Origin of the sequence: Bacillus cereus group sp. N24 (genome assembly GCF_016483345.1) — a bacterium.
Taxonomy (GTDB): domain Bacteria; phylum Bacillota; class Bacilli; order Bacillales; family Bacillaceae_G; genus Bacillus_A; species Bacillus_A toyonensis.
The window spans coordinates 20,071-44,591 of the sequence record NZ_JAEHCA010000033.1; the positions used below are offsets into that span (position 1 = coordinate 20,071).

Here is a 24,521-nt window from a genome sequence, read left to right on the forward strand (position 1 = left end):
TTAAATTATCAACAAGAAAGTCCAGATTTTGAGATACGTTCCAAAACGAATGTAAAAGTGGATAAACTTCCATTAGCACACCGTATATAGACTATTGATAACGATAAAAGTTATATTATGATGTTACCTACGGACTATTGATAGGAATTAGGCTACACACTTATTTTACTTAGTAAAATAAGTGCTTCGAAATAATACCATTTAAAATACCGGTTCTTATTAGAACCGGTATTTTTATTATATATTAAGCTTTAGGATCCATTAATTATAGGATAGCCTGTAGATATAATACACTCTCCTTATAGTTAGGTTACTTAGATTTTTTTAATTCTTTGTTTGCTTTATCTATTAACTTAGAAGCAGTCTCCAATCTTTCAATCCCACCATCAACTTCATATTCTTTACCCTTATCTAAACCGCCTTGTATGATTTCCACCCCATCTTTTACATGAATCATCGCTAAACCTACATTATGTTGTATTGGGTAATCTTCTTCTTCATACTCTAACTTACTTATTTTGTCCACTAACTCTAAATAAGGTTTAGATACTTCTTTTAATTCTTCTGACTTTTTCTTCATTGACTTGCTACTTTTTACAATACCGTCTATTTCTTTAGATTGTTCAGAGAAATCTTTCATTAAATATGTTAGGTTCTTACTGAAGTCTTCTTTTTTATTCTGCTTAACAGAAGCTTCCATTGCTTCATCTTTCTTAACCTTAGTCTCACATCCCACCCCAGTTAACATTAACATTGGAACTATTACAAAAGATAAAATCTTACGTTTCATTGACATATACCCCTTTGTTTTAGAATTCTTTTTCTATTCTTCCAACTCTTTTATTTGTTTCCATTTCATTCGGCACTACTAATATCGTTCATTTTACCTATTTTCCTATTGTTTCAGCAATGTCTTCAATCTCTTTTAAATATATATCGTTTACATCACTTATCCCCTCTAAATACTTGTCAAATGGTTCGTTCATACCGTCTGTAGCTTCTTTAAGTTTAGTTGAATCTTCTTGTTTAATAGCGTCTAATTGCTTATTAAAAGATTTATCTATCGCTGTAGTTGCTTGAGATACCTTTTTATGAGCATCTTTATATTTTGAGCTTGGTGCTAATCTTCTCATTTGTGCTGTAACTGACTTTGCTTGTTTAAATTTCTCTTCAAACTCGTCTTTGGATGACTCAGAACTATACCCCTTTTCCTCAGCTATAGCTAGATCTTCAATAATAGTATTAAATTCTTTATTTAATTGGAGTAGGTTACCTGCATAAATGTCTTCCTTTTTTGCATCTTCTATCGAAACAATAGCGTGTTCTTCATCTATTGCATTACTTCCACAACCAACTCCCCCTATTAATAGCATGGAGAGTAAAGCAAGTTGTAGTCCCTTTCGTATCATATATTTTCCTAATTTCTTCAAACTCATTTTCTAGTATTTCAGACTCTGACTAAATTATCACTGTATGAATTTATCTTTCTATTTAATGTCTTTCATCATCTCGTTTGCTTCATCTATCTTCTTAGAAGCTTTGACTACTGCATCATTACCTATTTCTATTAATTTTCTATCTTTTAATTCTAGACCGTCTCCAATTGATTTAAGTGACATATCTAGTAAACCCATAGCAGTATCCATTGTAAACTGCACATCTTTATACTTTTCGTCATGCTTTAATTTTTTAACCTTTTCAGATGTTTCAAGTAAGTCCTTAGAAGCTAAATCAAATTCTTTCTTCTTCTCTTCTACTGACTTTTGGCCTGTTAATATGTCACTTACGACCTTGGACTGTTCAGAAACATCTTTCATCAGATAGGCTAAGTTTTCTTCATAGTCTTCTTTCTTATTTTGCTCAATAGAAATTTTACTGTCTACTTGTTTTTCTTTTGTAGTACACCCTGCTGCTCCCCCTGCTACAAACATAAGTGAAAAAGCTAATAATATTAGATTCTTTACCTTCAAACCACTACACCCCTCCTGAAAAAATTGTAAGTAATTAACATATGAAACCATAACATAAATTATGTAAATAGACTATAAAAAAATAGCGATTCTTACGATAAATTTTGAGTGTTCTAACAACCTTAAAATATGTATTACAATTATAGAGTATCTCAATCCATATACTTTTTTAATTATCCTTTATTTAGTTTCTAAAGTTTAATATTTTGTTGCTTTTTTTTTGCTCCCTAGAATACCGTCAGCATTTCAGAAAAAAATCATGCTAAGCAAAAAAATACAATAAGCTGCCCATATGGACAGCTTATTTACATAATTTTCGTTAGCGGAAGTCATTTAAAAATTTTATGTGTCGATTTTTTCTTTGCCCTTACGGATAAACCACCATATTAAAGCTACAAATAGTACGAAAAGCGGTATTATTTGAATAAAGAAAAATCCTTTCCAAAAATAAAGTGGATTATTATATGTAAATTCTGTTGATGCCTCATGTGTATAAGAAACAAACGAACCTACCAAATAAGCCATTGGAATTGTAATTAGATTTATCCCTAGAAAGATCATTATCAATGATAAGTTTTTATCTTTAATTTTTGGTGAACCAGACTTGATAAATAAAAATGTTGCAGTGCCAAATATAAGAAAAAGTGGTATTACATAAAAAATTCCCATAATATCCCTCCGTGATTTTAATTGTACCATCAGGAAAGACAACGTTGTGCAAATTTGGATGAATAACATATACATGCTCGGTTAACATAACGTCTCATTATCAGTAGCAAGGTTAAAGAGGAACCCTACTCTCCCAAAGGAACCTCCTTTTTTCTTTCTATGGTCCTATGCATTTTTTTATACATTCCTATCCTAGCGCGATTTTAGGGTTCTTGTTTGTTACTAGAATTGTATAAAATCTTGCATACTCTTAGCGTGAGTTTTTTCAAAAATGCTGCAATACCCCCATGCCCATCAACTTAAGAAATCGGTAGTTCCCCAAAACGAAGAAAATTTCGTTCTGGGGACACTTCAAAATATTAGCTTGATGGCCATGCTACGTTACCCCTACTAAACATTAATCTTTCGGTTCATATAAGTAAAAATCGTCTTCTTCAGGAAACTTTATAACAATAACTTTTCTATTTTCTTTTTCAAATACAGTAGTAGCTCCTTCTTCATGCGTTTTTTTCCACCCTTTAGCCCTTATAGACATTAAAGGTAAATAACCAAAAGTATATTGATAATCTGCTGGCTTATCATCTTCAACATGGTTAGAAAAAATAAACACAGGAAAATCTTTTATTTTCGACTCTTTCGTCATTAAGAATGTAGAGAGAATCAGTAGTAATAAGCCCCCCAATATTATCTTTGTTTTTTTAAGTTTCACAATTTATCACTCCTATTGATATTGTACTAAATATCATTATAGAAAAATATAACAAATTAATTCATTTGGCAAGATAAACACAAAAAGTAATAATACCTAACCTTAGCTTGATGGGCATGTGCAATACCCCTAGATTTAAAAAGAAATAAGCAATGATTAGATTTTAAACCTAGTCATTGCTTTATCCATTGCATCTTGGTTTACGCCTATATAACGTAACGTGACTTTCTCTGAAGAGTGATTGAATATCTCCATGAGTAACGCTATGTTTTTCGTTTGCATGTACATGTGATACCCGTATGTTTTTCTTAACGTATGTGTTCCTATTTCATCTAACCCAAAATCTGCCGCTGCTCCTCGTAATATCTTATATGCCATGCTACGACCAATTGGACGATTCTTACCTTGTCTGCTTTGCAATAAATACTCATTGTCTTCTTTTTCTACAATAAACCATTTAAATTCTCTTTTCAGTGCTGTAGTAATTTGTATTCGTTTCTGTTTCCCTGTTTTCTTTTCCCGCATAGATATATGACTGCTTTTAACATCCCCTACTTTCAATTTCAAAATATCTGAAATTCTGAGGCCTGTATTAATCCCCATAATGAAGAGAATGTAATTACGTAAGCTCTTTTCCTTAAAATACTCTTTTAACTGCTGTATTTGCTCTGGATCACGTATTGGTTGAACAAAATTCATTATTCATTGCCTCCAGTTTCTTCTGCCTCATATACTTCTAATCTAAGAGCAAAAGCTAATTTATAAAAAGCATTAGATTTATTTCGTCTATACGTACGCTCACTCATACCAATTTCGTTATAAACCATGTAATCAAAGACTTCTTCATCTTCTAAATATCGTTTTACAATAATATTCCTTTGATTTTTACTAAAACGACTTAATGCCTTATCAATTTGAAAAGATAAACGTTGTAATTTCACTTCTCTTTCACTCATAGCAACATTGGCTAAAGCGATATCTTCAGCTGGCTTTCCTACTATATTTGTTGGACCGTGATATCTTACCTCGCTTGAAGCTGTGACCTTCATTTCATTTCTAATCATCCCAAATTGTCTATAAATACGAACATTTTCAAGAACCATTTCTAAACGAACCTGTGTTGCTTTGCGGTCAATTTCAGGCAAAAAAGTTAATTGCATCATATTTAATAACACTCCTTATCTGTTTTATTAATAAAAAACAAAAAACGGACACCAAACTACAGAGCAATATTGTTCATGCTCTTATAGTTTGATGTCCGCTGGTTCTTCCAGTAGGACTATATATTTGATTTCTATGTATTATACCATTTTATTCAACAAAATTAATCTCTAATTTCTATAGACTATTGATTTGATTAATAATAGAAAAGGTTGCTGAAAAATTAATCAGCAACCTTTTCTTTTTAGTTATTTGTTAATTTCAAGATTATCCATTGCGAATCACCATTGGAGTCTTTATCAATATTTGCATAGTTTTCATTTTTTCTATTACCACTATGTTGACTTATATAAATAGTTCGCTTAGAAGTATCTTTACCTGTAACCATTAACGAATGCCATTTTGTTCCGCCACCCGCATATTGGTATTGGATTACATCCCCTGGCGAAGATCCATAATAAACTTGCATAGGACTCCAAGTTTTTGTAACCATATTTGCACGCGGTGCCCAGAAATCATAAAATTTTTCAACATTAACCCATGAAGCACTTACTCTATATCTTAAAGACATCTCAACTTTTTTACTAAACCAATAGTTACCATCTGTTATGATAGGTGAATCAATCGTAAGATTATCTTTAATAATCGGACGCATACCACCTGCATAAAGTGCTTGGGAAACAAAGTTTGTACAGTCTCCTCCATTACCAGACCAATCTCCATAAGCACTATTTCTAGAAAGTGCCCATGTTAAAGCATAATTAACTGCTGCGCTTGGATTATAATAATATGAAGAGCGTGCAGCGGCTTTCGGTGCTTGAGCAGGTTTCTCTGCTTTAAATTCCTTTGTATCAGGCGATTTTTGCACCATCTGCGCTTCTATTTCATCTTCTTTTTCTTTTTTATCGTTACTTTCTTTAACCTGTTTCATTGTTTTGTTTGCTAAATGATTCATATTAAACGTATCATTTTCACTAGCTGTTGCACTTCTTGCCTTTAATGAAGTTTTTTGTTCTGTTACAGATAGCGTTCTTTCATGCAAGTATTCTGCAGCATAAGTTAATATTTTAGTATATTTAGGATGAAGGGCTAACTTCGCATCTTTATGTTCTAAAAGTTGGTCAACTAAGTACTGTTCATATTCTGCTGTACCAACTTTATACTGCATACCATTTTGTTTTAAATGTTCTAATAAAGCTTTTTCCAACTCGCCTAGAGTTGTATTGTCAAATGAATTCTCTACAAGATAACCATATCTATCAAATTCATACGGTTGATTATCAATAAAATACCACTTGTTCGTATACAATCCAGAGTCTTCGAAAGAATAGTATACTTTTTTCCCATTGATTGTTTGCCAGCCAAATTTTTGTACTACATTTCCATTACCATCATACTCAAACCATCTTCTTTTTTCAGCATTATAGCTCCAATTACCTGGCTTTTCTGAGTCAAGATTGATCCACTTAGGTCCCTCATAAGTTACTACTTTCCACCAACCATCAGCACGTTTTTCAAGTACAGCAAGGAATTTCTGTGGTCCAAATTGAGTTCCGCGTGAAGATATGAATGAAGGTTCATTATATGCATAAAAACCCTTACTAACTGCTGTTGTTGCTGCAACACCTGGATACATCCATTTGTCGCCTTCCCAAGTTTGAACTTTCAACCATCCTGCAGTATTTCCATCTACCACCCTAATAGTAGTAGGACTATAAGGTACTTCCATGTTTCCTTTTTGAGATGCAAATGCAGGCTCAAAAAACACTAAAAATGGTTTATCGAATGCTTTTAACTCCCCATCTAGGTTAATCCACTTATCACCCTCATAAGTAGCTACTTTCCACCAACCATTTGTACGTTTTTCTTTTACAACAAGCGATTTTTGTGGTCCAAATTGATTTCCACTAGCTGCTTTTTGAGATGTAAATGAAGGTTCATTATACGCATAAAAGTGTTTATCTACTTTTACTGCTTCTGAATTAGGGAAAATCCACTTATCTCCTTCATTCGTTTTAATCTTTAACCATCCATCTACTTGCCCATCTATTACTGTAACTACTTGAGGAGCAATAGGCTCATTATTGTTCCCTTTTGGTGATGTGAATTTAGGCTCAGCAAAAGTAATATATGGTTTCTCTATTTTCTTTTGTTCTCCTGTAATATTAATCCATTTATCACCCTCATAAGTGACAACTTTCCACCAACCATCGGCACGTTTTTCTTTAACTCCTAAGGCCTTTTGTGGACCGAATTGGTTTCCACCATTAGACTTTTGAGAATTAAAGGATGGTTCATTATACGCATAAAAATACGCGTCTAAAGGTTGTTTTACAATAGTTTCTTCTGCAAAAGAAACATTATTAAAACAAGGAATTACTAAAAATAATAGCATTAACGATAATAATAGCTTTTTAAACAAAATATTTCCTCCTATTAATAATATTGCATAAATACAAAAACATAAAATTTATAATGTCATATTTCTATATAAATACACAAAATTTACAATGCTATATCCCAATATAAAAATCTAGTGTTTTTTTGAATATTTTTTGAAATTTGCTAGTTATTAAATCGTAATCATATTTATTACTTAGAGACTTAAAATCACCAACTTAAGTTTTTTCACACAGTTTCTCCGAAAAAAATTATTGCTACACTGTTTTACAGTACTCTTTTTAATAAAATTTATAGGGAAGTAACTTCATAGCATTACCCCCCTTCCAATCTCCATTAAATTAACTGAGTCCTTCGTTCATCCATACGAGCTACTTTTCCATTTTTATATACAAACGATTGTTCACCATACCCTGTAGTTGGTGGTTCAATCGAATAAACTTGTCCATCTTTCACAACGTAAATCATATTTTCAAATAATGAAATTTCAGCTTTCATTTCCACAATATTTTCACTAATACCTGCCACCGCAATCACTCCCAATTATGTTATAATTACTTTGTCGAATAATTATGTCGGGAGCAATCTCGGCTTTTTTATATGCTTATAAATACCGCACAACATTCTCCGGAACAAATGATTGTTCCAAGGATAGATGAAGTCGTATTGGCGTCGGCTCTTTGCTATCCCTTGCTCGTTTACATATCTCTTCAGCTTCTTCCCATACAAATTGTTTATCCCCCACTCGCTTATAACGCCAAATCCCAATTGTATAATTCTCAAACAACTCATAACGTTCATCAGGCGCTGTTGTTGGTTTTAATTCATCAATCGCTTTGGCTTGACTTGGTATTTGCACAACCACATCTGCATACCGTAATTTTGGCAACCCCTTGAGCATGTCTCATTTTCCAAGATTCAATAATTAACCCTTCGTGATATGAGAAATTTTTAGTAGTCGTAACAACTTCTGTTAAGTTTACAAAGAATTCAATTCTGCCAATTTGATGTATAAAGCTTTCACCAAATTTTCCAATGAGAGCAACAAGATCTATCGGAAGCTCAGCATCCTCTAATTCTCTTATTGCCTTGAAAATTACTTGGTGCGTTGGTAAAGAAAACTGTTTTACCTTTAGCTGACAATCTTTAATTAAATCGCCTTCTTGGATTATGCTACCTAAAACACTTTGTTCAGCTTCTACATTACGAATCATATCGTTACTCATTGTGCCAACCACGCATTCTGTTGGTTAAGTACCGCAAGTTCTTCTTCTGTTGGAATGTTCCGCTCCCATGCTTGTTGCTGCTGTATTACGTTTTTAGTAGATTCCGATAACCCTTTTTGTTGATAGGGAGCTTGTGTCTGTTGTTGCGCCTTTGTTAATCGCTGAGTACGAAACGCTTTATCAGCTGCCTCAACATCAGTTATTGTTCTGAAGCCTTTAAGATGCCAATCTCTTAAAATCGTATTTACGTAAGACATGTTTCTGTTATTCTTCTCTAAAGTAATCTCCATAGCCTTAATAACTAGCTCTGCATTTAAATCATCTATCCATGCATGAATACCATCTGCAATAAAAGGTGTAATCAGTCCGAAGTTTTGTTCGTAAAAAGAAATTGGATTAACCTCAACAACTTCTTCCACGCTTGCGCGTTCTTCTTGTTGTTGTTCTTTTTCTTTTTCTTCTTCTTTTTCTTCTTCCTTGCTAGGGTCTTGGAAGCCCCTTATAAGCCCCTCCAGATGGACTGATAAATACTCCTTAATACGAGGAATATTAAAATCTTGTTCACGTTCTAATTGCAAACAAGTTTCATAGAAATCAACTAAGAAATCCTGGTCCTTCACGGATTGAATCTCTTTTAAGACGCACTTTTCAATGTTTACATTTTTAATTGGATTGAACTTCAACCAGTTGATTAAGAACAACTCTTTTGTTTTTTGGTTGTAATTAATTTTTCCGTACTCAGCAAAACGTTCTAATAGCTTCATAACAGTTTCACGATTGTATCCTGTATCAAGTTTCAATAATACGAAGTGGAAGCTCATAGATTCCTGATTGAGACGTCTTACTGTTTGTCATCAAATATAAGTAGAAATACTTCTCCTCCGGTGTAAGATCTAAAACAAATGAATCCTGCCAAAATGAAACGTGTACTGGTCTATAAACTGCCATATTATTCATCCTCCCGTTTACATATCGCGAATCCGTCCTCTACACGTAACAAGCGATAATTCTTGTATCCTATTTTGAGATATTGGTTTACTAAGTAATTTAGGTGTTGTGTTGATGTTGCTTGTTGAAACAATTTAGGATTCAGCAACACTCTATATAATAACTTGTCTAAAAGCATGCAACACACTCCGTTGTTATACGAATGCTAATTTGATATAATTAATCCTAAGATCTTTTGCAAGGCTATTTTTCTATCACTCTGCCAAGTGATAGATTTTTTTATTCTCTCCGTGTTACCAATGAAGCATTAACTCCTCTTGCTCTTAAATCCTTAATCACTACACGATAACTCATTGATGCCTCATGTTCTTCTTTTGTATCACGAAGCATTTTAAATTCTTTCATACATCTCTCCAGTTCTTCTTCCTAGCGATTTGATTCTTCAGCTGATTTGGCTGTTGTACCAGGCGCATGTACTAATATATATTCTCCTTTGTGCACCTAGCCATCTGGTATATTCCAAGATGAGGTAACTGTTCCCGCACGTGCTACGCCTTGCTTTGGATCCAGTTCTTCTTCTGTAGGCATAGCCTCAAATGTATCATCATTAGTACACGCATAGAAGTACGTAGTGTTGACCCAACTACAGTAGACCGCAGCATCTATGTAATGACATAAGAAGAGCGTGAAGAAGCGGATATCATTGACTTACCAGCAACATTAGCGCAAGCATTCGCTACATTACAATCGAATGAAGTCGTATGCGGTGCACTAGGAGACCATTTATTTGAGCCCTTCATCGAAGCAAAAGAAATTGAGTGGTATATCTTCCGCACGCAGGTATACCAATGGAAACGCGATCAATATATGTCTCCTTACTAAGAGAAAAAAACCTTGATACCAGCTGTATCAAGGTTTTTTGTTTTCACTTCTCACAATTTTATTATTCAATCTAAGACTTACTTTATTCTTCTATGTCTCTTATGCCATTTATTGTCATACCAAATTGCTCGAAACCATATAATACACCATTTAAAGCCGTATCACCCTTTTCTACATCTCCTTCGTCTAGAGCTTTAAACAAGTCGCCTAATGCCCGTAGGAATGTCTTATTAGCATCTATAAATTCAATTTTAAAATAACTGTACTTTTCAGGCGGTTTAAGGCCTACTAACTTCTCTGCCTCTCCTTTCACTATATTAAACTGTGCTTTTAATTCATCTTTATTTGTTCGTAGAGTTTCATCTTTTTCAACTATTGGTTTCGTAGCTTTTACTTCAGCTATGAATTTATTAGCCTGTATTTCTACTTTTTCTTGATACTCTTTCATACTGTTAGGTTTCGTAGCATCAGACACCTTGTCTTTCTCTTTACTAACTTCTTCTTTCTTCTCTACCTGAACTTCCTTTTTACTTGTTTCTTCCTTCGTTGTTTCCGCTTCTTTTTGTTTCTCTAACTTATCTTTTTCTTCGTGTATTTTATCTACATCTTTAATTACAGTAGCTATTGGGTCCTTATTTGTTGTTCCAGACTCGCTATCACTTGCTGAAGAGTCATTATTTGTTCTTTTATCTTTTTCTTTTTCCTTCTCTGTTTCCTTATAGTCTGCTACTTTTACACTATCCTCTTTTTTCTCTTCCGCTACGTCCTTACTTGCACAACCTACACCACTCATCAATATTACTGGCAGTGCAACTTCTAATAACTTACGCTTCATTGTAATTTACCCCTTTGTTTCGTGATTGTTGTTTCTTTTCTTCCAACTCTTTCTTTTTTGTTTCGCAATGATTTCATCTACGAAAATCGTTTTTAACCTTGAGACTTTTCCTATAAAGAAGTAGCATCTATCATAATGTATACTTCTTTTTAAAAGTATTGTAATTTATTAACATATGAAACCATATCATAAATTACATAAATAGGATATATAAATTTACATCTTTAAGAGGGACCTTGCCATGTTACAAATAAAAAGAATCCGATATGAATATCAGATCCTTTTTCACTATGTATAATTATTTCACTGCCTCTTTTAATTCTTTTCCAGCTTTAAATGCAGGCGCCTTAGAAGCAGCAATTTGTATTTCTTCACCTGTTTGCGGGTTACGCCCTGTTCGTGCAGATCTTTCACGTACCTCAAATGTACCAAATCCAAGAATCTGTACTTTCTCTTCATTTGCAAGAGTATTTGTTATTGCGTCTAATACAGCTTGTGTCGCTGTAGCAGCATCCTTTTGTGTAAGTTCTGCTTTATCTGCTACTACTTTTATTAATTCTGTTTTATTCATTTTCTGCACCTCTTTATATGTAATTAGGGACTATTATAACGTGCCTATACTCATGGTGCAATAAATAACAGGTTGTACTGATATGCCTCACAAGTGTAATCGTCTATTTTCAATATTTTAAGAAGACAATCGTTATAACTCCTCCTTATTGTAAATCCTAAAATATTCATTGTTTATATTATTTAATTGTTATATAATACTAAATGTCTTTACTTATATGCGATTACGATATATCATAATTAGAAAAAGGGATCTTTCGGGATTCCTTTTTTCTATTAAAAATAAAAAAGCAGCAGGTTGGCTCTCCAGGCATATTCCTACACCTCACGGTAATTCATTTAACTCATTTTCACGTCGCATCGAATTTGTACCTCTTAGAGTAAAATATGCATCCAATAATTAGATTCTTCCTATTTATATACTCATTTAACCCAAATGTCCATTTTGTTCAAAATAAAAAGAGTACCCATCATTAGGTACCCTTAAACAAATAAGTATGGCGCTCCAAGTTTCACCTCATATGATAACTCGTCCCACGAATTCATCATATGCTTGTCTTATTAGAATGTTCCCTAGTTTAATGTGTAATTTCTATATAACAAAGAAAAAAGCACCCGTTTGGGATGCCTTTCTAGTTTCATTTTAAAAATACCTCTTTATCATCCGTAATAATTTGCTGACTCTCATCATCATTATCAATTTCTTTTCTTAAGTATTCAAGGGTAATTTCGATTTCTTCCTTATTCTCATAATAAATACCTTTTGTACTTTTAATTTCTTGGTCTAATTGTTTCTCTCTGTCTTGAAGCGGATTGATTTCTGCTCTTACGAAAAGTTTTTTCCTTTCCCCTTCAAACTTTTCACTCACTTTTTTTAGAATTTCAATTTTTTTCATCAGAGTAAAGGATTCAAGTTCTCTTTCTCTTTCCACCTTTACAATCGCTTTATACTTTTCTATTAATTTTTTTCCCAATTTAATAATTCATCAAAAATATATTTATCCATCTCCTAATCCCCTCCAAATTAATTTATTCGATAAGAGTCATAAACATTCTTTTATTATTATAAATTAATTATACATTTTGAATAAAAAGCCTAAATAGGATGTGGGAAAATAAATAAAAAATTCACTATTAGTTCAAGGCTGAGCACCCTCAGCCTTCTCCAAGCCACCGCATCATTTAATTTTTTAGCTCTTATTAGCTACGCGCCTTACGTTCGGTGACTAGGAGAAGACTAAGAATTTTCTCGTTGATACTCCATAGAGTTGGCCAATACTTTGGCTGTCGCATAGCCTTCACTAACCTACAGTCTTTACACAATGTGATTATATCCAAGACGTATATCTTTCTTCCGACGCCTTTTTTGAACCAATACACTAGAGGGGCGGAAGGGGAATGTTTCCGCTGTATTGGCTCAAACAAAGAGCGGAAGCTCTCTACTCGTTTTATTGTTTAAAAGAAAAACCTTAACTTACATTAGTAATTGTCGTGATCAACTCCAAATAAACCAATTGATACTTCTCTTATAACATAAAGTTCATTCAATCGAATGAACCATCATCCCATTGGTAAAACGATCTAGTTTTAACATAGAAATCAAGAATCAACATGACAAATGTGATTTTACTACCTATGAGTCTACAAACGAAAGGCGGAACGCTTATACACGCCGTCATAGTCTACTGTACTCTTAGCTTCCCTTACTCTTAATCACCTTCACAGGAGTCGGACGTTTATTTATAAGCGCCACTCCCCCCTTTGATACATTTCATTCGATAGATTGATAAGCATTTCAAGTACCATTCCACGGTTTCCTAGTCCCATTGTTATTCCTAGCTTTCTATTAAAAGGATTATTTTATTAACTTTCTACAAAATGGTAATTAATATATAATTAAACTATTCAAATCTTAGGTGGTGATGCAAATGACTGATACGATCCGAATTGTTCTTTTCACTCTTGTAGGAATAAGTGCCGTATTTTCTGTAATTAAAGAATTTCAAAAACCAGAAAAGAGAAAATTTTGGATTACATTCGAAACTTTAATTCTAATTGGGGCAGCTTGGATGTTAATAGGTCTTCTCATGTAACCTACATAATTAATAAATCCTCTGAATAAAACTCAATATTTCGTTAATAATATAAACAACATGATAGTTTCTCCATTCTCCCTTGGAGATGAGCAGTTAGCTTTTGCTAGCTGCTCTTTTGTGATTCATCGTTACATTATGATGAAATGGTCATATATTATCTCGAAGCAAAAAACCCTAATTTACTTTTCAGTACCTCACTTTCCCCTTAAAGAGCACTTTTTAAAGGTGCTTTTTTTGGGGTCGTCAGAATAAAACCTAATATTTCGTCAATAATATAGATAGGCGATGGCCATAACTCATTTAATAAAGTCCCTAACCTTTCTCCTTCCCCCTTTTGGAGAACCGAGCAGTTAGCTTTTGCTAATTGCTCTTTTATTGTAATTTTCCTCTGTATATCTTCTTGATCTGCGCTTCAGTGAACCCCTCATATACCGCAAACACTTCAGGGAACTCACTTAAACACAAATCAATGATAGTATTATCTGTCGTTCGTATATAGAAGTACTTAACTAATCCGAGGTAATCATTGTGTAAATAGTAACTCTTAATCTCGTGGTGATAGTTGTTAGCCTTCAAGTAAAATAGCATTTTTTCAGTTCTACTACAGTCAACACATATAAACAACTATATATTAGGGAGTTAAAACGTTATTGTGGTTCTCATATAGAATCACATACGACTTTTTCTCTGTTTAAGGAGCTCTTACTTAGTAGTAAGAGCTATTTTTTATTCAATTATCATTGTCACTTCTTCTCAATCTACAATTCGATATGCAATATTACATATTCTGTATGTTTGATTTGCGAACATGAGATAATTGTTTTATAAGAATGTACAAAGTTAATATTAAAGGGAGAGTACTAAATGTCTTTCTTTTCTTGGGCTCCTCTTCTTTTCTTAATAATTGTTGCAATCATCATTTCTGTTAAAAGGGCTAAGAAACAATAACTTTATTTAGTTACAACAATTTATTACTAGGAGGTGTAATTATGTCATTTGCAGCCTGGAGTGCGATCTTTATGACTTTAATCGGTGCAATGTCTGGAGCAATCTTTGGTACAATTTCCTCTAGAAATAAGAGCAAAAATACCAATTAAAAAACCTAATAATAAAACTCAATATCTATTTTAGTGACAGCTGATACGACCTTAACATTTCAGCTGTCATTTTTTATTCAAATTACGCTTTTGTTCACTTTGTTGATACATTTACGAAACATTCATATGTTATCTTCAGTACGTTCTATTCTTTTTATAATATCGTGTGAAGTATACCAGACCGAGAATCCCTAGCCCCCTAAGTCTAGGGATTCTTCATTTAAATACGGATTTATACACTTTTATTCTTTTCATAAACTTTTACATTTGTTATACGTAATATATAAATTTATATTAAAATATCTTTATGAAACATCGCGTGTTTCAAATACAACATTTTTTGATGACCTCTTATCTTCCCGTAAGAGGTCTTTTTTTAATTAACGCTTTTGTTTAATTTATATTTAAATAGTTCATTTTCATACAGACTGCCCTTATATGCTATACTCATTCTTAAATAATTGTATAAGGAATGTTAAAAATGGATGATAGATCATCAAGACAATGGAAAATGCGACAAAAGTTAAAAGAACTGAAAACAAAAATAGAAATGATACAAATTTCAAAATAACCGCCATTAATCTATAAAACTGTAATATACCAATGAATAAGCATTCAAACGAATGCGGACTGCTAAAATTCAATTATAAAACTATTTCTCTGTAGAAAAATAAAGAAGGGCTATGATCGGAAAAGGGATTCCTATCCATAATGTTAGGCTCCAACCACCTAAGGCATATGCCCATCCTCCAAGAGAGGAACCAACAGCACCTCCTAAAAAGAAAATAGCCATAAATAGCCCGTTTAGTCGACTACGAATTTCTGGATCCAATGAAAAAATTAAACGTTGACTAAGCACAAGGTTTGCTGATACTCCCATGTCCAACAGAATTGCAGCAATTACTAAAACAGCTATTCCGATGGGCGAACTACCTTGAATAATAAGTGGTAGTAATAAAGAAATAATAACAACAGTGAGAGCTATCCCAGTGGTGGGTCGTGTCCAGCCAAAATCAGCTAGACGGCCACCTATTGGAGCGGCTATTGCACCTGTAATTCCGACAAGTGCATATAATGCTATGGCAGTCTGAGAAAAATGAAAAGCAGGACTAGACAATAATAATGGAACAGTGGTCCAGAATAAGCTGAAAGCCCCAAATACACAAGCATGATAAATTGCGCGACGGCGTAAAATTGGAGTAGTTCGTAGTAGTTGCCACATTGAACTAAGTAAGGCAGTATAATTTGTTTTTTCCGTTGGTTTCCTAGTAGGGAGTACTTTCGATAATACAAACGCCAAAACAATGATTACAGTCGCAGATAAAGCAAATATTGCATTCCATCCCCAGATATCAGCTACTAGACTAGATATCGGACGCGCAAGCATAATACCTAATAACAGGCCACTCATGACATTACCAACTACACGACCGCGTGCATCTTCCGATGAAAGGTATGATACAAAAGGTACGAGCACTTGCGCTGCAACCGACCCCAATCCGATAAAGAATGAAGCTACTAACAACAAGATTGCACTCTTTACAAAAACTGTGGCAGTTAGAGCAACTGCACTTAGAATTAACAATATAATTATCAATTTTCTATTCTCAACAATATCCCCTAAAGGTACAAGAAATAGTAAGCCAACAACATATCCAATCTGAGTTAGTGTTACAATTAATCCAGCGCTACTATTAGAAAGCCCAATTACATGACTAATTACCCCAATTAAAGGCTGGGCATAATAAAGATTAGCCACAATAATACCACATGCAGTTGCTAGAAGAATGATTAAACCCGATGAAATCTCCTTATTGATTGCTTTATTTTTAAAATTAGACATATCTATTTCCTCCCATACTTTTATTTCAAAATTACTCAATCGCCTTGGCAAGAACTACAGCACTACCATTATTCTAAATTGAGCCTGAACTACTTTCCGTTTTTCTTTCAAAAGATCCAATTTCCCCACTTTTTTATTCCCCTTTTCTAAATTTTTTTAGTAATTCACTTTGTGGATTTGGAAACCTGTTTAAAGACCTTACCATTATAAGTTGCTATCTAATTAATAAACTAAACGTTCAGTTTTGTAAATAGGCTATTTTATTATCCGTTCATATTAAGTATACTAAACGTATAGTTTATGTTCTTGAAAGGAATGATTAATGTGCAAGGTAAAAGAGGTCGACCACGTAATATCGAAACCCAAAAGGCTATCCTTTCTGCATCCTATGAGTTATTACTGGAAAGTGGCTTTAAAGCAGTCACAGTTGATAAAATTGCAGACCGTGCTAAAGTTAGCAAAGCTACGATTTATAAATGGTGGCCAAATAAGGCTGCTGTGGTAATGGATGGTTTTCTTTCTGCTGCTGCAGCCAGATTGCCTGTACCTGATACAGGTTCAGCATTGACTGATATCTTAACTCACGCCACAAGTTTAGCCAATTTTTTAATAAGTCGAGAAGGCACTATTATTACTGAGTTAGTTGGCGAAGGGCAATTTGATTCGAAACTAGCAGAGGAATATCGTGCTCGCTATTTCCAACCACGTCGACTGCAAGCAAAGCAACTTCTGGAGAAGGGAATTAAAAGAGGCGAATTAAAAGAAAATCTCGATGTTGACTTAAGCATCGATCTCATTTACGGACCAATTTTTTATCGGTTGCTAGTAACTGGTGAAAAGTTAGATGATTCCTATGTGCATGACTTGGTAATAAATGCATTCGAAGGAATACGATTGAAGTGATTAATATTCAAACAAGTGTTTAGAATCCCCACTCCCTCCTATGCGGATGCAAATTAAATTAACTTGATAAATAAAGTGTTTTATGTTTTTAAACTGGTGTATATGGAGTAATCTCCTATATACATCAGTTTAAAAATTGATAATTATTCTAAAAGGATCACCATGAAAATTGGCGTATGATAACACTACATCACCATCAACCTAAGAAAAGCAAACACCCCAAAGCGAAAAATAAGCCGTTTTCTATCAAAAACACACGGGATTTTCAGCCTGAGGTGTTATAAAATTCTAAAGTTGATGGGTATAGATTAAGACTTCGATATATCATGCTTTCAAATCAAATAACAAACATTAAATGGACTTTAAATTTAATTCGCAGGATCTCTTTCTTTTACAAGATCTTCGATGTTATTTGCTTCTTTGATTTCTTTTGATGATAACCAATTTTCATTTATTGTTCCTGTCTTATTGGTTAAATAGATGTTAAAGTTTTTATTATATAGTTCTTCTTTAAGGATTGTGGTTACTTTGATTAAATCCTCAATTAAAGGGGGATTGTTTTCAAATATATTATTGGTGGTATTAATTACTAAAGTCACTGAATATTTTCGACTATCCTCATCATCTGAACTTATATAAGTAATACCTTTAATTGCAAATCGATCGTTTTGCAATTCATATAATCTTTCTACTACTTTCGTGTGCGTTCTAATCCAACCTTCCCAATATTTGTTTATGGTATCTGACATCGTAGTTTTCATTGTTAATAACAGTTCTTCTTTTGTTATTATATTTTGTACATTTTTAAAAGGTCCACCTAAGGATTTACCATTTTGATCCTTAATCTCTAGTTCTGTTATCTTTTTATTATTCTTCTGAATGAGTTGAAATAGAGCATATAAACGATCTAATTCTACGGAATCCAATTGGCTAAAGTCAATCTCGTTGCTCATTTTTAAAGTTAATAGCAATTCATCTGTCGGGCTTCCTTCTTCTGGATTTTCATTATCCAACAAATATTGAAGAGCATTTTCCTCTTCAGTTTCCACGTACCCTAATTTTTTAATTTCTTCTAGAGTTGGTTGGAATTTCTTATATTCCTCATATGTTTTTTCCCCATATTTGTATTCATCACCTACTATAGATGAATAGAGGAAACCTTGTACCTTTACTCGGAATTTTAGACATTTGTTATCTTTTTCTTGCACGGTATGGTAAGTGTTACCAAAATTATTCTCGTTTATTGAGCCCCATTCTGTTATATCAACATCGATTCCGTGCTTTTCTTTTATATATTCTTGTACCTCAGCTTCATTTTTTGAATTACAACCACTTAAAAATATGAAACATACTACTAGCAATATTACATTTTTCATGCTTTTCATATAAGCACTCCCTACGAAAGAATTAATTCTTGAATGTGCAGTACACTGCAAAGCCCTCTTTCCTTAGTCGTATACTTCAACTTTTATATAGTGTGAATCTTAAATCATTTAAGTTCTTGACGTTCCCATCTATACTGCTTGCAACATTACTGTCTTAAAATATATAACTTATTTGTTTTAAGGTCTTTCTCAGTTCTAAAAGCATATGGTTCATTGGGCAAATATCTAAATTGTACATTCATACCATGAGACCTATTTTACTATAAAATCTGGTACCATTATTAAAATATTCCTTTTTATTTTTTGCTTTCTAGTATAGATGTTCCTTTTACTTCAATGAGGGAGCATTTATGGAAAGACATTATACAATCTCAAATTATGCACTACATATAAGAAGAAAAAACATGACTTTAACCATGATATAACAAAAATCATATATATGCATAATTACATTTAAAATAACTGATGATAATGGTATACTAATATCAACCAAGAAGTATTCAACACACTATTATTAATCACTACATTTTCTTTCAAAATAGGTCAACGTATAAAAAGACACTATATATAGTGTCTTTTTATATACCTAAATTATTACTAGATTAGAAGTACACCTATTTATAAACCGTAAATAAGACACGGCAGTATAGGAGAATATATCAATGATTCAGCAGACACAACATTATTTTTATCATTTAAAAACACAATGGTTTATTCTGTTCATGACTTTTGCATCTTTCTTGTTACCACTCCCCACCAGTTTTCTACCAGGAGGATTACAAAAAAACCCCATTGAAGATGAATATATGTGGATTCAAATAGTGGATGGCATAGTCATTGCACCTTTATTAGAAACAGCTCTATACCAAATGTTTATATTTTGGATTTTAAAATTGATCCCTGGTATGGAAAAATACAACAAATCGATTATCTTTATTTCAGCTATTATATTTGGATTGAGCCACAATTTTAGCTATATTTATATATTATATGCTTGCATTATGGGTTTTGTATTTGCATACTCTTATTGGACTTATACAAGAAAATATGAGAATGGACATACAAAATTTCCACCATTTTGGATTGTATGGTGTATACATGTTTTACATAATATTGTTGTATTTTTTATTAAAAATTTATAAATATATTATTAATATAGCGAGGTTAAAAAATCATCTTAAGCTAGCATCAACTGCTATTCAGCTAATCTTTTGATATATCCTTTAAATAAAAACTTTTTTCAATAGATAATACTAAAACAATGTTGCCCGATAAAAAAAGAAGCTGGTGGATAAATTCTCCACCAGCTTCTTTCTATATTGCTATTCAATTAGAAGCTAACCGTCGCTGCTTCCTCTCCTGAACTAATCATTCGCTGTTCAATCTTTTCTAGCAGTTCCTTTATCTTACTTGAATAAAGTTTAACTGCTTTCGTAGATTGAGCATTCTTAAGCTCTTCTGTCCATTCTGCTAAATCTTCCTTTTCTTGATCATCTAGATAATCAAAAACTTCCTTTCGAGACATGGGGCTCACCTCAACTCAACTCTGTTTATTTGGCCATTACATAACCAAATCTCCTCATCTCTCTATTTCTATTTATAACAGATTACTCCTCTTTTATTCCTTATTCTTTTTTTCGAGTTCGGTCAATTTCTTTGAAATTGACTGAATCTCGTCGGTTTTCACTTGTTCCGTTGCCAAGCGATTGTGCAGCAGGAAAGCTTGGCCTGAAATCCCAGCAAGAATACTCACCTTAAGAATATCCATCATTGTTTCAGGGTTGAACATTGCAACACCAACGAGTGAAGCAATACTGCCTACAAACATCTCTCCCAAAAGACCCGGGTGAAATGCAAGCTTGCTCTTACGAGGCAACAAGAACTTTTTATTTGTGATGTAATGACTAGCCAATCCTGAGACCATACCAGCCACAACTGACACAATTACTGTAACCAACATAATATGCACCCCTTTTCGAAAAACTTTTATCATTGCAGCAGCAGTTTCTATTTAATAATTAGTTCTTATGACATAGCATCACCCCTTTCAGGCAAAAACAAATAACCTTCCGGGATAATGAAGTGTTTACACAATAAAATAAAGCAACATAAAGTTCCTTTTTGTGTAATTTCATTAACCCGAAAGGTTATAAGTAATTAGTGATATAAAAAAGAAAAAGAAAAAATGCAACTAAATTATATCACAATGAAGTTTATTTTATCTTTCAATTCAGAAAATTTATTTTGTTATTTAACTTTCTCAAGTTAACAAATCAAATTATTTGATACCTGTACACTTTCTAATAATTTGAACGCCTGATTATTATTTATTTTTTTGAATCTGTCATCAATTATGCTTTAGATCACACTACAATTTTGATGAATATATAATTCCAGTATCTCAAGTGCTACCTGTTTTTCCTCTATGTCTTTATATTTGTAATTAAAGGCGACCACTTTTTTTATTATTTTCATAGTCGATATATCCACCTTTCTTAGAAAATAAAAAAGACAAGGAATTAATCCTCGTCTTTTTTATAACTGCAGTCATTTTTTTCTTCATATTCTACTACCATAACAAAAAGCGGTTGGCCTTGTTCACGTTCCATAAACCTGCTGGGTGTTATTTTTTTAACTATTTTTCCGTAATTAGTACAATACTTCAAAAAGCCATTCACTTCTTCATCTATTCTTAATACATCAGCAATAACAGTTCTAATTTGTAATAACATAATAACTCCCTCCCAATAATTTTTTATTTTAAATATGTAATCTCAGAAATTCGAAATCCATCTATTTCTGGTACATATTTAAATTCCAGAATTAAGTCGTTTTGTTTTATCAAAAACAATCCTTTTTTATTTTTTTAACAGTTCATGGTTTTTCATCATTAAATTGACTTGGTTTACTTTCATAAGTAACTTTTTGACACTCCCACGGCTAAAGCCGCAAGTCCTACCCCTTACGGTGTAACGGATGGGATTCTTGAATGACTAACCGTTCGCAGTTCATTTCTGTTTTGAACAGCCTTCAAGATGAGGGTGTGCCATCACCCCTCCTAAGACAGACCATATAGGTTCTTAGGCTGGTTGACTATTACCATCAACCACAGTTGCGTAGCGAATGTTCATCGCCCCAACGATATCACGATGCTTCTCAAATCCACATTGGCACTTATATTTTCTATCTTGTGCTTTGTTCTTTTCAGAACACTTCGGACATGTTTGACTTGTATTAGAAGGGTTCACATATTCGGTCTTTATACCAACTAATTTCGCTTTGTAATCGATGAATTGCGCTAGACGACAGAATGACCAAGTGTGTAGATTTTTTTCGTTTTTACGGCTTGTTCGTGCCGTCTGTCTAATGTTCGTTAGTTGCTCTAATCGAATGACAGAGATATTATTATTCGTTGCGAAATCAACGATTTTACGACTCACTTTGTGGTCTTGGTCTTGCATCCATCTTTGTTCTTTATCTTCAATTTGCCGAAGGGCATTCAATTTCTTAGCTTCTCCTAACTTCTTGCGAATACTACGAAACTTACGTTTCATATATTTGTTTTGTCTACCGTTTCCGAAGAAACGAACCTTATCATCGTCTGTGATGGCCACTGCAGAAACTTTGAGACCTAAGTCCACTCCTAAAATCTTTGTCCCCGTTTTTTCGTTTGTAGGGATTGTGACAGATATTTGAGCGATCCATTTAGCAGATTTCTTTGTGATACGAATTGTACCTAACTTGTGTTTCAATAATTCAAAATTGCGATTGTATTTGTCGGTTAATAAAGCACGAATCTGTAACCGAGTTGAACTTCCATTTACCATAAAGGGCATTGAAATGTGCGTGAAGTTAAATGAATAGTTTTGGTTATTCCACACGCAAACAGGTCTTTTTAGAATTGGAACAATTTTATATTTACTCTTTTTCACTTTTGTAGAAAATACACTTTTCGCATCTTTAATCGCTTGATTTTTAACCGCACTTGGAAGATTGGCTTCAATATCCTTTGTACTTTTCTTCGTGCTTTTCTTCGCTTCAACCATTTCAGATACCAGTGTATTAATGAGTTTAATATAATCGGAACTACTTTGTTCCAATAGCCTAATTTGTTCTTTTGTTGGAAGTAATTTAACTTTAACCGTGATGGTTTGTGTCACAAGTTTCACCCCCTCATTTTTTGACTTTTAACATAATGTTGTATTGTTTCACTTGATACATTCCCAGCAGTAGAAATAAAATAGGAACGTGTCCACAGACTTGGCAAATGTGCGAGATGAGAAAACTCTTCTCTTAAACGCTTCGACGTCACTCCTTTAATTTTCGCCATAATATCAGCAGGGCTAAGTGTTGGTAGTGCATTTAAGAACAAGTGAACATGGTCTTTGTCACATTCCATTGCACTAATAACAATATCTATTTCGTTACACAGCTCTTGAACCAATGCTTTGAAACGTTCTTCTACTTTTGCGTTAAGAAAAATCTTTCTTCTGTATCGTGGGCAAAACACAAAATAGTAGTTAATTAATGAAACGGTTGTTTTGGTTTTTCTATAATCATTTATCATGCTTACGCTGTATCAGTTTGATTATAAAATAGCAACGTGAAAGGTCAAAAATAATGGATACACACACTTGGGATAACTAAAGTGCCACAAACCTTTCGGTTATTTAGTAGCACTTCGTATCCAACCTCACTTTCATCCCATGCCTAAAGGCGATGGGCTTTCTCGTTCGGAAAAGGCTGTAATTCTTATTTGTACTAATATCGTCTTATGTAAATTAATTAGCTAATTCTGCACTAGTTACATGATTTCCTAAAAACATTTCTAGTTCTTTTTTATTTTGATAAATGGTTAAGTGGCCGTTCTTATCAATATCATCAAATATTAATTTGAATTGCCCTCCTAGGTCATTAATCACATTTTGTGATAATTCAACTTCAAACAATCGTATTGAATTTTTTTCAAATCTTCTACTTGATTGGAATTAAAGCATTTGTTGGATGTTCATCTTTTATAAAAGTGTTATAAAAAACAACCATCATAACAAAAATGCCTATCAATAAAAACAATCTCTTAATCTTCATCCTTTCACAATGTAATGTTCTCCAAATAACGCAAAAAGGCCCTTTTCAGAGTTATATTTTCAAAGAAAGTAAAAGTAAAATACTTAAACTATCTTTGAAAATCGAAACCCCGAAAGGGCTATAGTAGCTATAGATATGAAAAATTGAAAATAAAAAAGGTATACTAATTTTAGCAAATTCCATCTGTAAAAACAACAACATTCTGAATATTCAATCCGTCGATTTTATAACAAGGTAATTCTACGCTATAAACCATTCGATAGATTCACGAAGTTTTATAGCGCATTTTAATTATCATAAAATAAATACCCTATTGAACACACTTTTTAAGTATCCATGTGATAGGGTACATTTAATTTTTTATCGTTTTGCTAAAAGCTTATTTAACTACACCATTAGAATTTGATACAAGTAAACCATTTCCTGGCTCTTTAGAAATTGTTCCTACAGTTTTCTGTTCTGGCTTTTGTTCTGCTTTTTCTTTCTCAAGAACTACCACGTTAATTTTCGTCGTTGAGCTGTTACCTGCCTTATCAGTTGCTGTTACTTGAACTGATATCGTACCTGGCTTACTTGTATCATACGCCCCTACTATTACTACTGGATTTGGATCTTTATTATCTTTTACTTCTACTAAATCTCCTGCATTTAAGCTATCTCCTACATGTACTATCACACCTTGCTTCGCTGTAAGTACTGGTGCTTCTGTATCCTTCTCTTCTTCTTTTTCTACTACTTT

25 protein-coding genes and 8 pseudogenes are annotated in these 24,521 nt (G+C 33.1%); 6 read left to right on the top strand and 27 right to left on the bottom strand.

The window, feature by feature from the left end; genetic code table 11:
* Nucleotides 1–310 precede the first annotated feature (310 nt).
* The 13 genes and pseudogenes from JDS95_RS27040 to JDS95_RS31625 all read right to left on the bottom strand — a co-directional run bounded on the left by JDS95_RS27040 (nucleotide 311) and on the right by JDS95_RS31625 (nucleotide 9,488).
* On the bottom strand, nucleotides 311–796 hold the full coding sequence (locus JDS95_RS27040) for a hypothetical protein (RefSeq protein ID WP_033661003.1): 486 nt from the start codon (nucleotides 794–796) through the stop codon (nucleotides 311–313).
* A gap of 91 nt (nucleotides 797–887) precedes the next feature.
* Nucleotides 888–1,409, bottom strand: coding sequence for a hypothetical protein (locus JDS95_RS27045; RefSeq protein ID WP_000619625.1), 522 nt, complete (start codon nucleotides 1,407–1,409; stop codon nucleotides 888–890).
* 78 nt (nucleotides 1,410–1,487) lie between these two features.
* A complete protein-coding gene (locus JDS95_RS27050; RefSeq protein ID WP_000865351.1) occupies nucleotides 1,488–1,970 on the bottom strand; it encodes a hypothetical protein in 483 nt (160 codons plus the stop codon).
* 342 nt (nucleotides 1,971–2,312) lie between these two features.
* Nucleotides 2,313–2,639, bottom strand: a complete 327-nt coding sequence (locus tag JDS95_RS27055; protein WP_000511079.1) for a hypothetical protein — start codon at nucleotides 2,637–2,639, stop codon at nucleotides 2,313–2,315.
* Nucleotides 2,640–3,036: 397 nt separating this feature from the next.
* A complete protein-coding gene (locus tag JDS95_RS27060) occupies nucleotides 3,037–3,348 on the bottom strand; it encodes a hypothetical protein (RefSeq protein ID WP_000768760.1) in 312 nt (103 codons plus the stop codon).
* Nucleotides 3,349–3,504: 156 nt separating this feature from the next.
* Nucleotides 3,505–4,047, bottom strand: a complete 543-nt coding sequence (locus tag JDS95_RS27065; protein WP_001012167.1) for a site-specific integrase — start codon at nucleotides 4,045–4,047, stop codon at nucleotides 3,505–3,507.
* A complete protein-coding gene (locus JDS95_RS27070) occupies nucleotides 4,047–4,511 on the bottom strand; it encodes an ArpU family phage packaging/lysis transcriptional regulator (RefSeq protein ID WP_000983402.1) in 465 nt (154 codons plus the stop codon). The genes JDS95_RS27065 and JDS95_RS27070 overlap by 1 nt, the downstream gene beginning before the upstream one ends.
* 242 nt (nucleotides 4,512–4,753) lie before the next feature.
* Nucleotides 4,754–6,904, bottom strand: coding sequence for an amidase domain-containing protein (locus JDS95_RS27075; RefSeq protein WP_002046347.1), 2,151 nt, complete (start codon nucleotides 6,902–6,904; stop codon nucleotides 4,754–4,756).
* Between the two features lie 341 nt (nucleotides 6,905–7,245).
* On the bottom strand, nucleotides 7,246–7,437 hold the full coding sequence (locus tag JDS95_RS27080; RefSeq protein WP_000907419.1) for a DUF3954 domain-containing protein: 192 nt from the start codon (nucleotides 7,435–7,437) through the stop codon (nucleotides 7,246–7,248).
* Nucleotides 7,438–7,513: 76 nt separating this feature from the next.
* Nucleotides 7,514–7,810, bottom strand: coding sequence for a hypothetical protein (locus tag JDS95_RS27085; protein WP_053446364.1), 297 nt, complete (start codon nucleotides 7,808–7,810; stop codon nucleotides 7,514–7,516).
* A pseudogene (locus JDS95_RS27090) lies at nucleotides 7,794–8,135 on the bottom strand (DnaB-like helicase N-terminal domain-containing protein); the annotation flags it as partial. The pseudogene JDS95_RS27090 and the gene JDS95_RS27085, both read right to left, overlap by 17 nt.
* Nucleotides 8,132–9,083 (bottom strand): annotated as a pseudogene (locus JDS95_RS27095) (DnaD domain-containing protein). The pseudogenes JDS95_RS27090 and JDS95_RS27095, both read right to left, overlap by 4 nt.
* A gap of 279 nt (nucleotides 9,084–9,362) precedes the next feature.
* Nucleotides 9,363–9,488 (bottom strand): hypothetical protein, encoded by a 126-nt coding sequence (locus JDS95_RS31625; protein ID WP_254903146.1) that lies wholly within the window; start codon nucleotides 9,486–9,488, stop codon nucleotides 9,363–9,365.
* Between the two features lie 201 nt (nucleotides 9,489–9,689).
* On the opposite strand from JDS95_RS31625, the pseudogene JDS95_RS27100 reads away from it, so the two are divergent.
* A pseudogene (locus JDS95_RS27100) lies at nucleotides 9,690–9,965 on the top strand (type I glutamate--ammonia ligase); the annotation flags it as partial.
* A gap of 82 nt (nucleotides 9,966–10,047) precedes the next feature.
* Here JDS95_RS27100 and JDS95_RS27105 read toward each other — a convergent pair.
* The 4 genes and pseudogenes from JDS95_RS27105 to JDS95_RS27120 all read right to left on the bottom strand — a co-directional run.
* Nucleotides 10,048–10,800 carry a hypothetical protein gene (locus JDS95_RS27105; RefSeq protein ID WP_000823703.1) on the bottom strand — a complete coding sequence of 251 codons (753 nt, stop codon included), beginning with the start codon at nucleotides 10,798–10,800 and terminating at the stop codon, nucleotides 10,048–10,050.
* 298 nt (nucleotides 10,801–11,098) lie between these two features.
* Complete coding sequence (locus JDS95_RS27110) at nucleotides 11,099–11,371, bottom strand: HU family DNA-binding protein (RefSeq protein WP_001043916.1); 273 nt, start codon at nucleotides 11,369–11,371, stop codon at nucleotides 11,099–11,101.
* 637 nt (nucleotides 11,372–12,008) lie between these two features.
* Nucleotides 12,009–12,344 (bottom strand): hypothetical protein, encoded by a 336-nt coding sequence (locus tag JDS95_RS27115; RefSeq protein ID WP_242474191.1) that lies wholly within the window; start codon nucleotides 12,342–12,344, stop codon nucleotides 12,009–12,011.
* Nucleotides 12,345–13,023: 679 nt separating this feature from the next.
* A pseudogene (locus tag JDS95_RS27120) lies at nucleotides 13,024–13,197 on the bottom strand (Holliday junction resolvase RecU); the annotation flags it as partial.
* A gap of 101 nt (nucleotides 13,198–13,298) precedes the next feature.
* On the opposite strand from JDS95_RS27120, the gene JDS95_RS27125 reads away from it, so the two are divergent.
* A complete protein-coding gene (locus JDS95_RS27125) occupies nucleotides 13,299–13,463 on the top strand; it encodes a hypothetical protein (RefSeq protein ID WP_000132662.1) in 165 nt (54 codons plus the stop codon).
* 375 nt (nucleotides 13,464–13,838) lie between these two features.
* Here the strand turns inward: JDS95_RS27125 and JDS95_RS31330 are convergent, their stop codons facing one another.
* Nucleotides 13,839–14,054 carry a hypothetical protein gene (locus JDS95_RS31330; protein ID WP_073990853.1) on the bottom strand — a complete coding sequence of 72 codons (216 nt, stop codon included), beginning with the start codon at nucleotides 14,052–14,054 and terminating at the stop codon, nucleotides 13,839–13,841.
* A gap of 319 nt (nucleotides 14,055–14,373) precedes the next feature.
* Here JDS95_RS31330 and JDS95_RS31935 point away from each other — a divergent pair.
* Nucleotides 14,374–14,563 (top strand): annotated as a pseudogene (locus JDS95_RS31935) (hypothetical protein).
* A gap of 481 nt (nucleotides 14,564–15,044) precedes the next feature.
* Nucleotides 15,045–15,124, top strand: a pseudogene (locus JDS95_RS32225) (CDI toxin immunity protein); the annotation flags it as partial.
* A gap of 91 nt (nucleotides 15,125–15,215) precedes the next feature.
* Here JDS95_RS32225 and JDS95_RS27130 read toward each other — a convergent pair.
* Nucleotides 15,216–16,406 carry an MFS transporter gene (locus JDS95_RS27130; RefSeq protein ID WP_098016201.1) on the bottom strand — a complete coding sequence of 397 codons (1,191 nt, stop codon included), beginning with the start codon at nucleotides 16,404–16,406 and terminating at the stop codon, nucleotides 15,216–15,218.
* A gap of 315 nt (nucleotides 16,407–16,721) precedes the next feature.
* Here JDS95_RS27130 and JDS95_RS27135 point away from each other — a divergent pair, with 315 nt between their 5' ends.
* Entirely contained in the window at nucleotides 16,722–17,309 is a 588-nt protein-coding gene (locus JDS95_RS27135; protein ID WP_073990858.1) for a TetR/AcrR family transcriptional regulator, read from the top strand.
* Nucleotides 17,310–17,677: 368 nt separating this feature from the next.
* Here JDS95_RS27135 and JDS95_RS27140 read toward each other — a convergent pair whose 3' ends face one another.
* Entirely contained in the window at nucleotides 17,678–18,694 is a 1,017-nt protein-coding gene (locus JDS95_RS27140) for a hypothetical protein (RefSeq protein WP_000839702.1), read from the bottom strand.
* Between the two features lie 662 nt (nucleotides 18,695–19,356).
* Here JDS95_RS27140 and JDS95_RS27145 point away from each other — a divergent pair.
* A complete protein-coding gene (locus JDS95_RS27145; protein ID WP_000615961.1) occupies nucleotides 19,357–19,836 on the top strand; it encodes a CPBP family glutamic-type intramembrane protease in 480 nt (159 codons plus the stop codon).
* Nucleotides 19,837–20,024: 188 nt separating this feature from the next.
* Here JDS95_RS27145 and JDS95_RS27150 read toward each other — a convergent pair whose 3' ends face one another.
* The 7 genes and pseudogenes from JDS95_RS27150 to JDS95_RS27175 form a co-directional block, all read right to left on the bottom strand.
* Complete coding sequence (locus tag JDS95_RS27150; RefSeq protein ID WP_000087399.1) at nucleotides 20,025–20,219, bottom strand: hypothetical protein; 195 nt, start codon at nucleotides 20,217–20,219, stop codon at nucleotides 20,025–20,027.
* A 93-nt stretch (nucleotides 20,220–20,312) separates the two neighbouring features.
* A complete protein-coding gene (locus tag JDS95_RS27155; protein ID WP_000961800.1) occupies nucleotides 20,313–20,654 on the bottom strand; it encodes a DUF4257 domain-containing protein in 342 nt (113 codons plus the stop codon).
* 559 nt (nucleotides 20,655–21,213) lie between these two features.
* Entirely contained in the window at nucleotides 21,214–21,426 is a 213-nt protein-coding gene (locus JDS95_RS27160) for a hypothetical protein (protein WP_000926535.1), read from the bottom strand.
* Between the two features lie 23 nt (nucleotides 21,427–21,449).
* Nucleotides 21,450–21,619, bottom strand: a pseudogene (locus JDS95_RS31940) (peptide ABC transporter ATP-binding protein); the annotation flags it as partial.
* A 155-nt stretch (nucleotides 21,620–21,774) separates the two neighbouring features.
* Nucleotides 21,775–22,854, bottom strand: a complete 1,080-nt coding sequence (locus JDS95_RS27165) for an RNA-guided endonuclease InsQ/TnpB family protein (RefSeq protein ID WP_053446366.1) — start codon at nucleotides 22,852–22,854, stop codon at nucleotides 21,775–21,777.
* Between the two features lie 5 nt (nucleotides 22,855–22,859).
* Nucleotides 22,860–23,261 carry an IS200/IS605 family transposase gene (gene tnpA / locus JDS95_RS27170; RefSeq protein ID WP_000606461.1) on the bottom strand — a complete coding sequence of 134 codons (402 nt, stop codon included), beginning with the start codon at nucleotides 23,259–23,261 and terminating at the stop codon, nucleotides 22,860–22,862.
* A 900-nt stretch (nucleotides 23,262–24,161) separates the two neighbouring features.
* Nucleotides 24,162–24,521: pseudogene (locus JDS95_RS27175) on the bottom strand (adhesin); the annotation flags it as partial.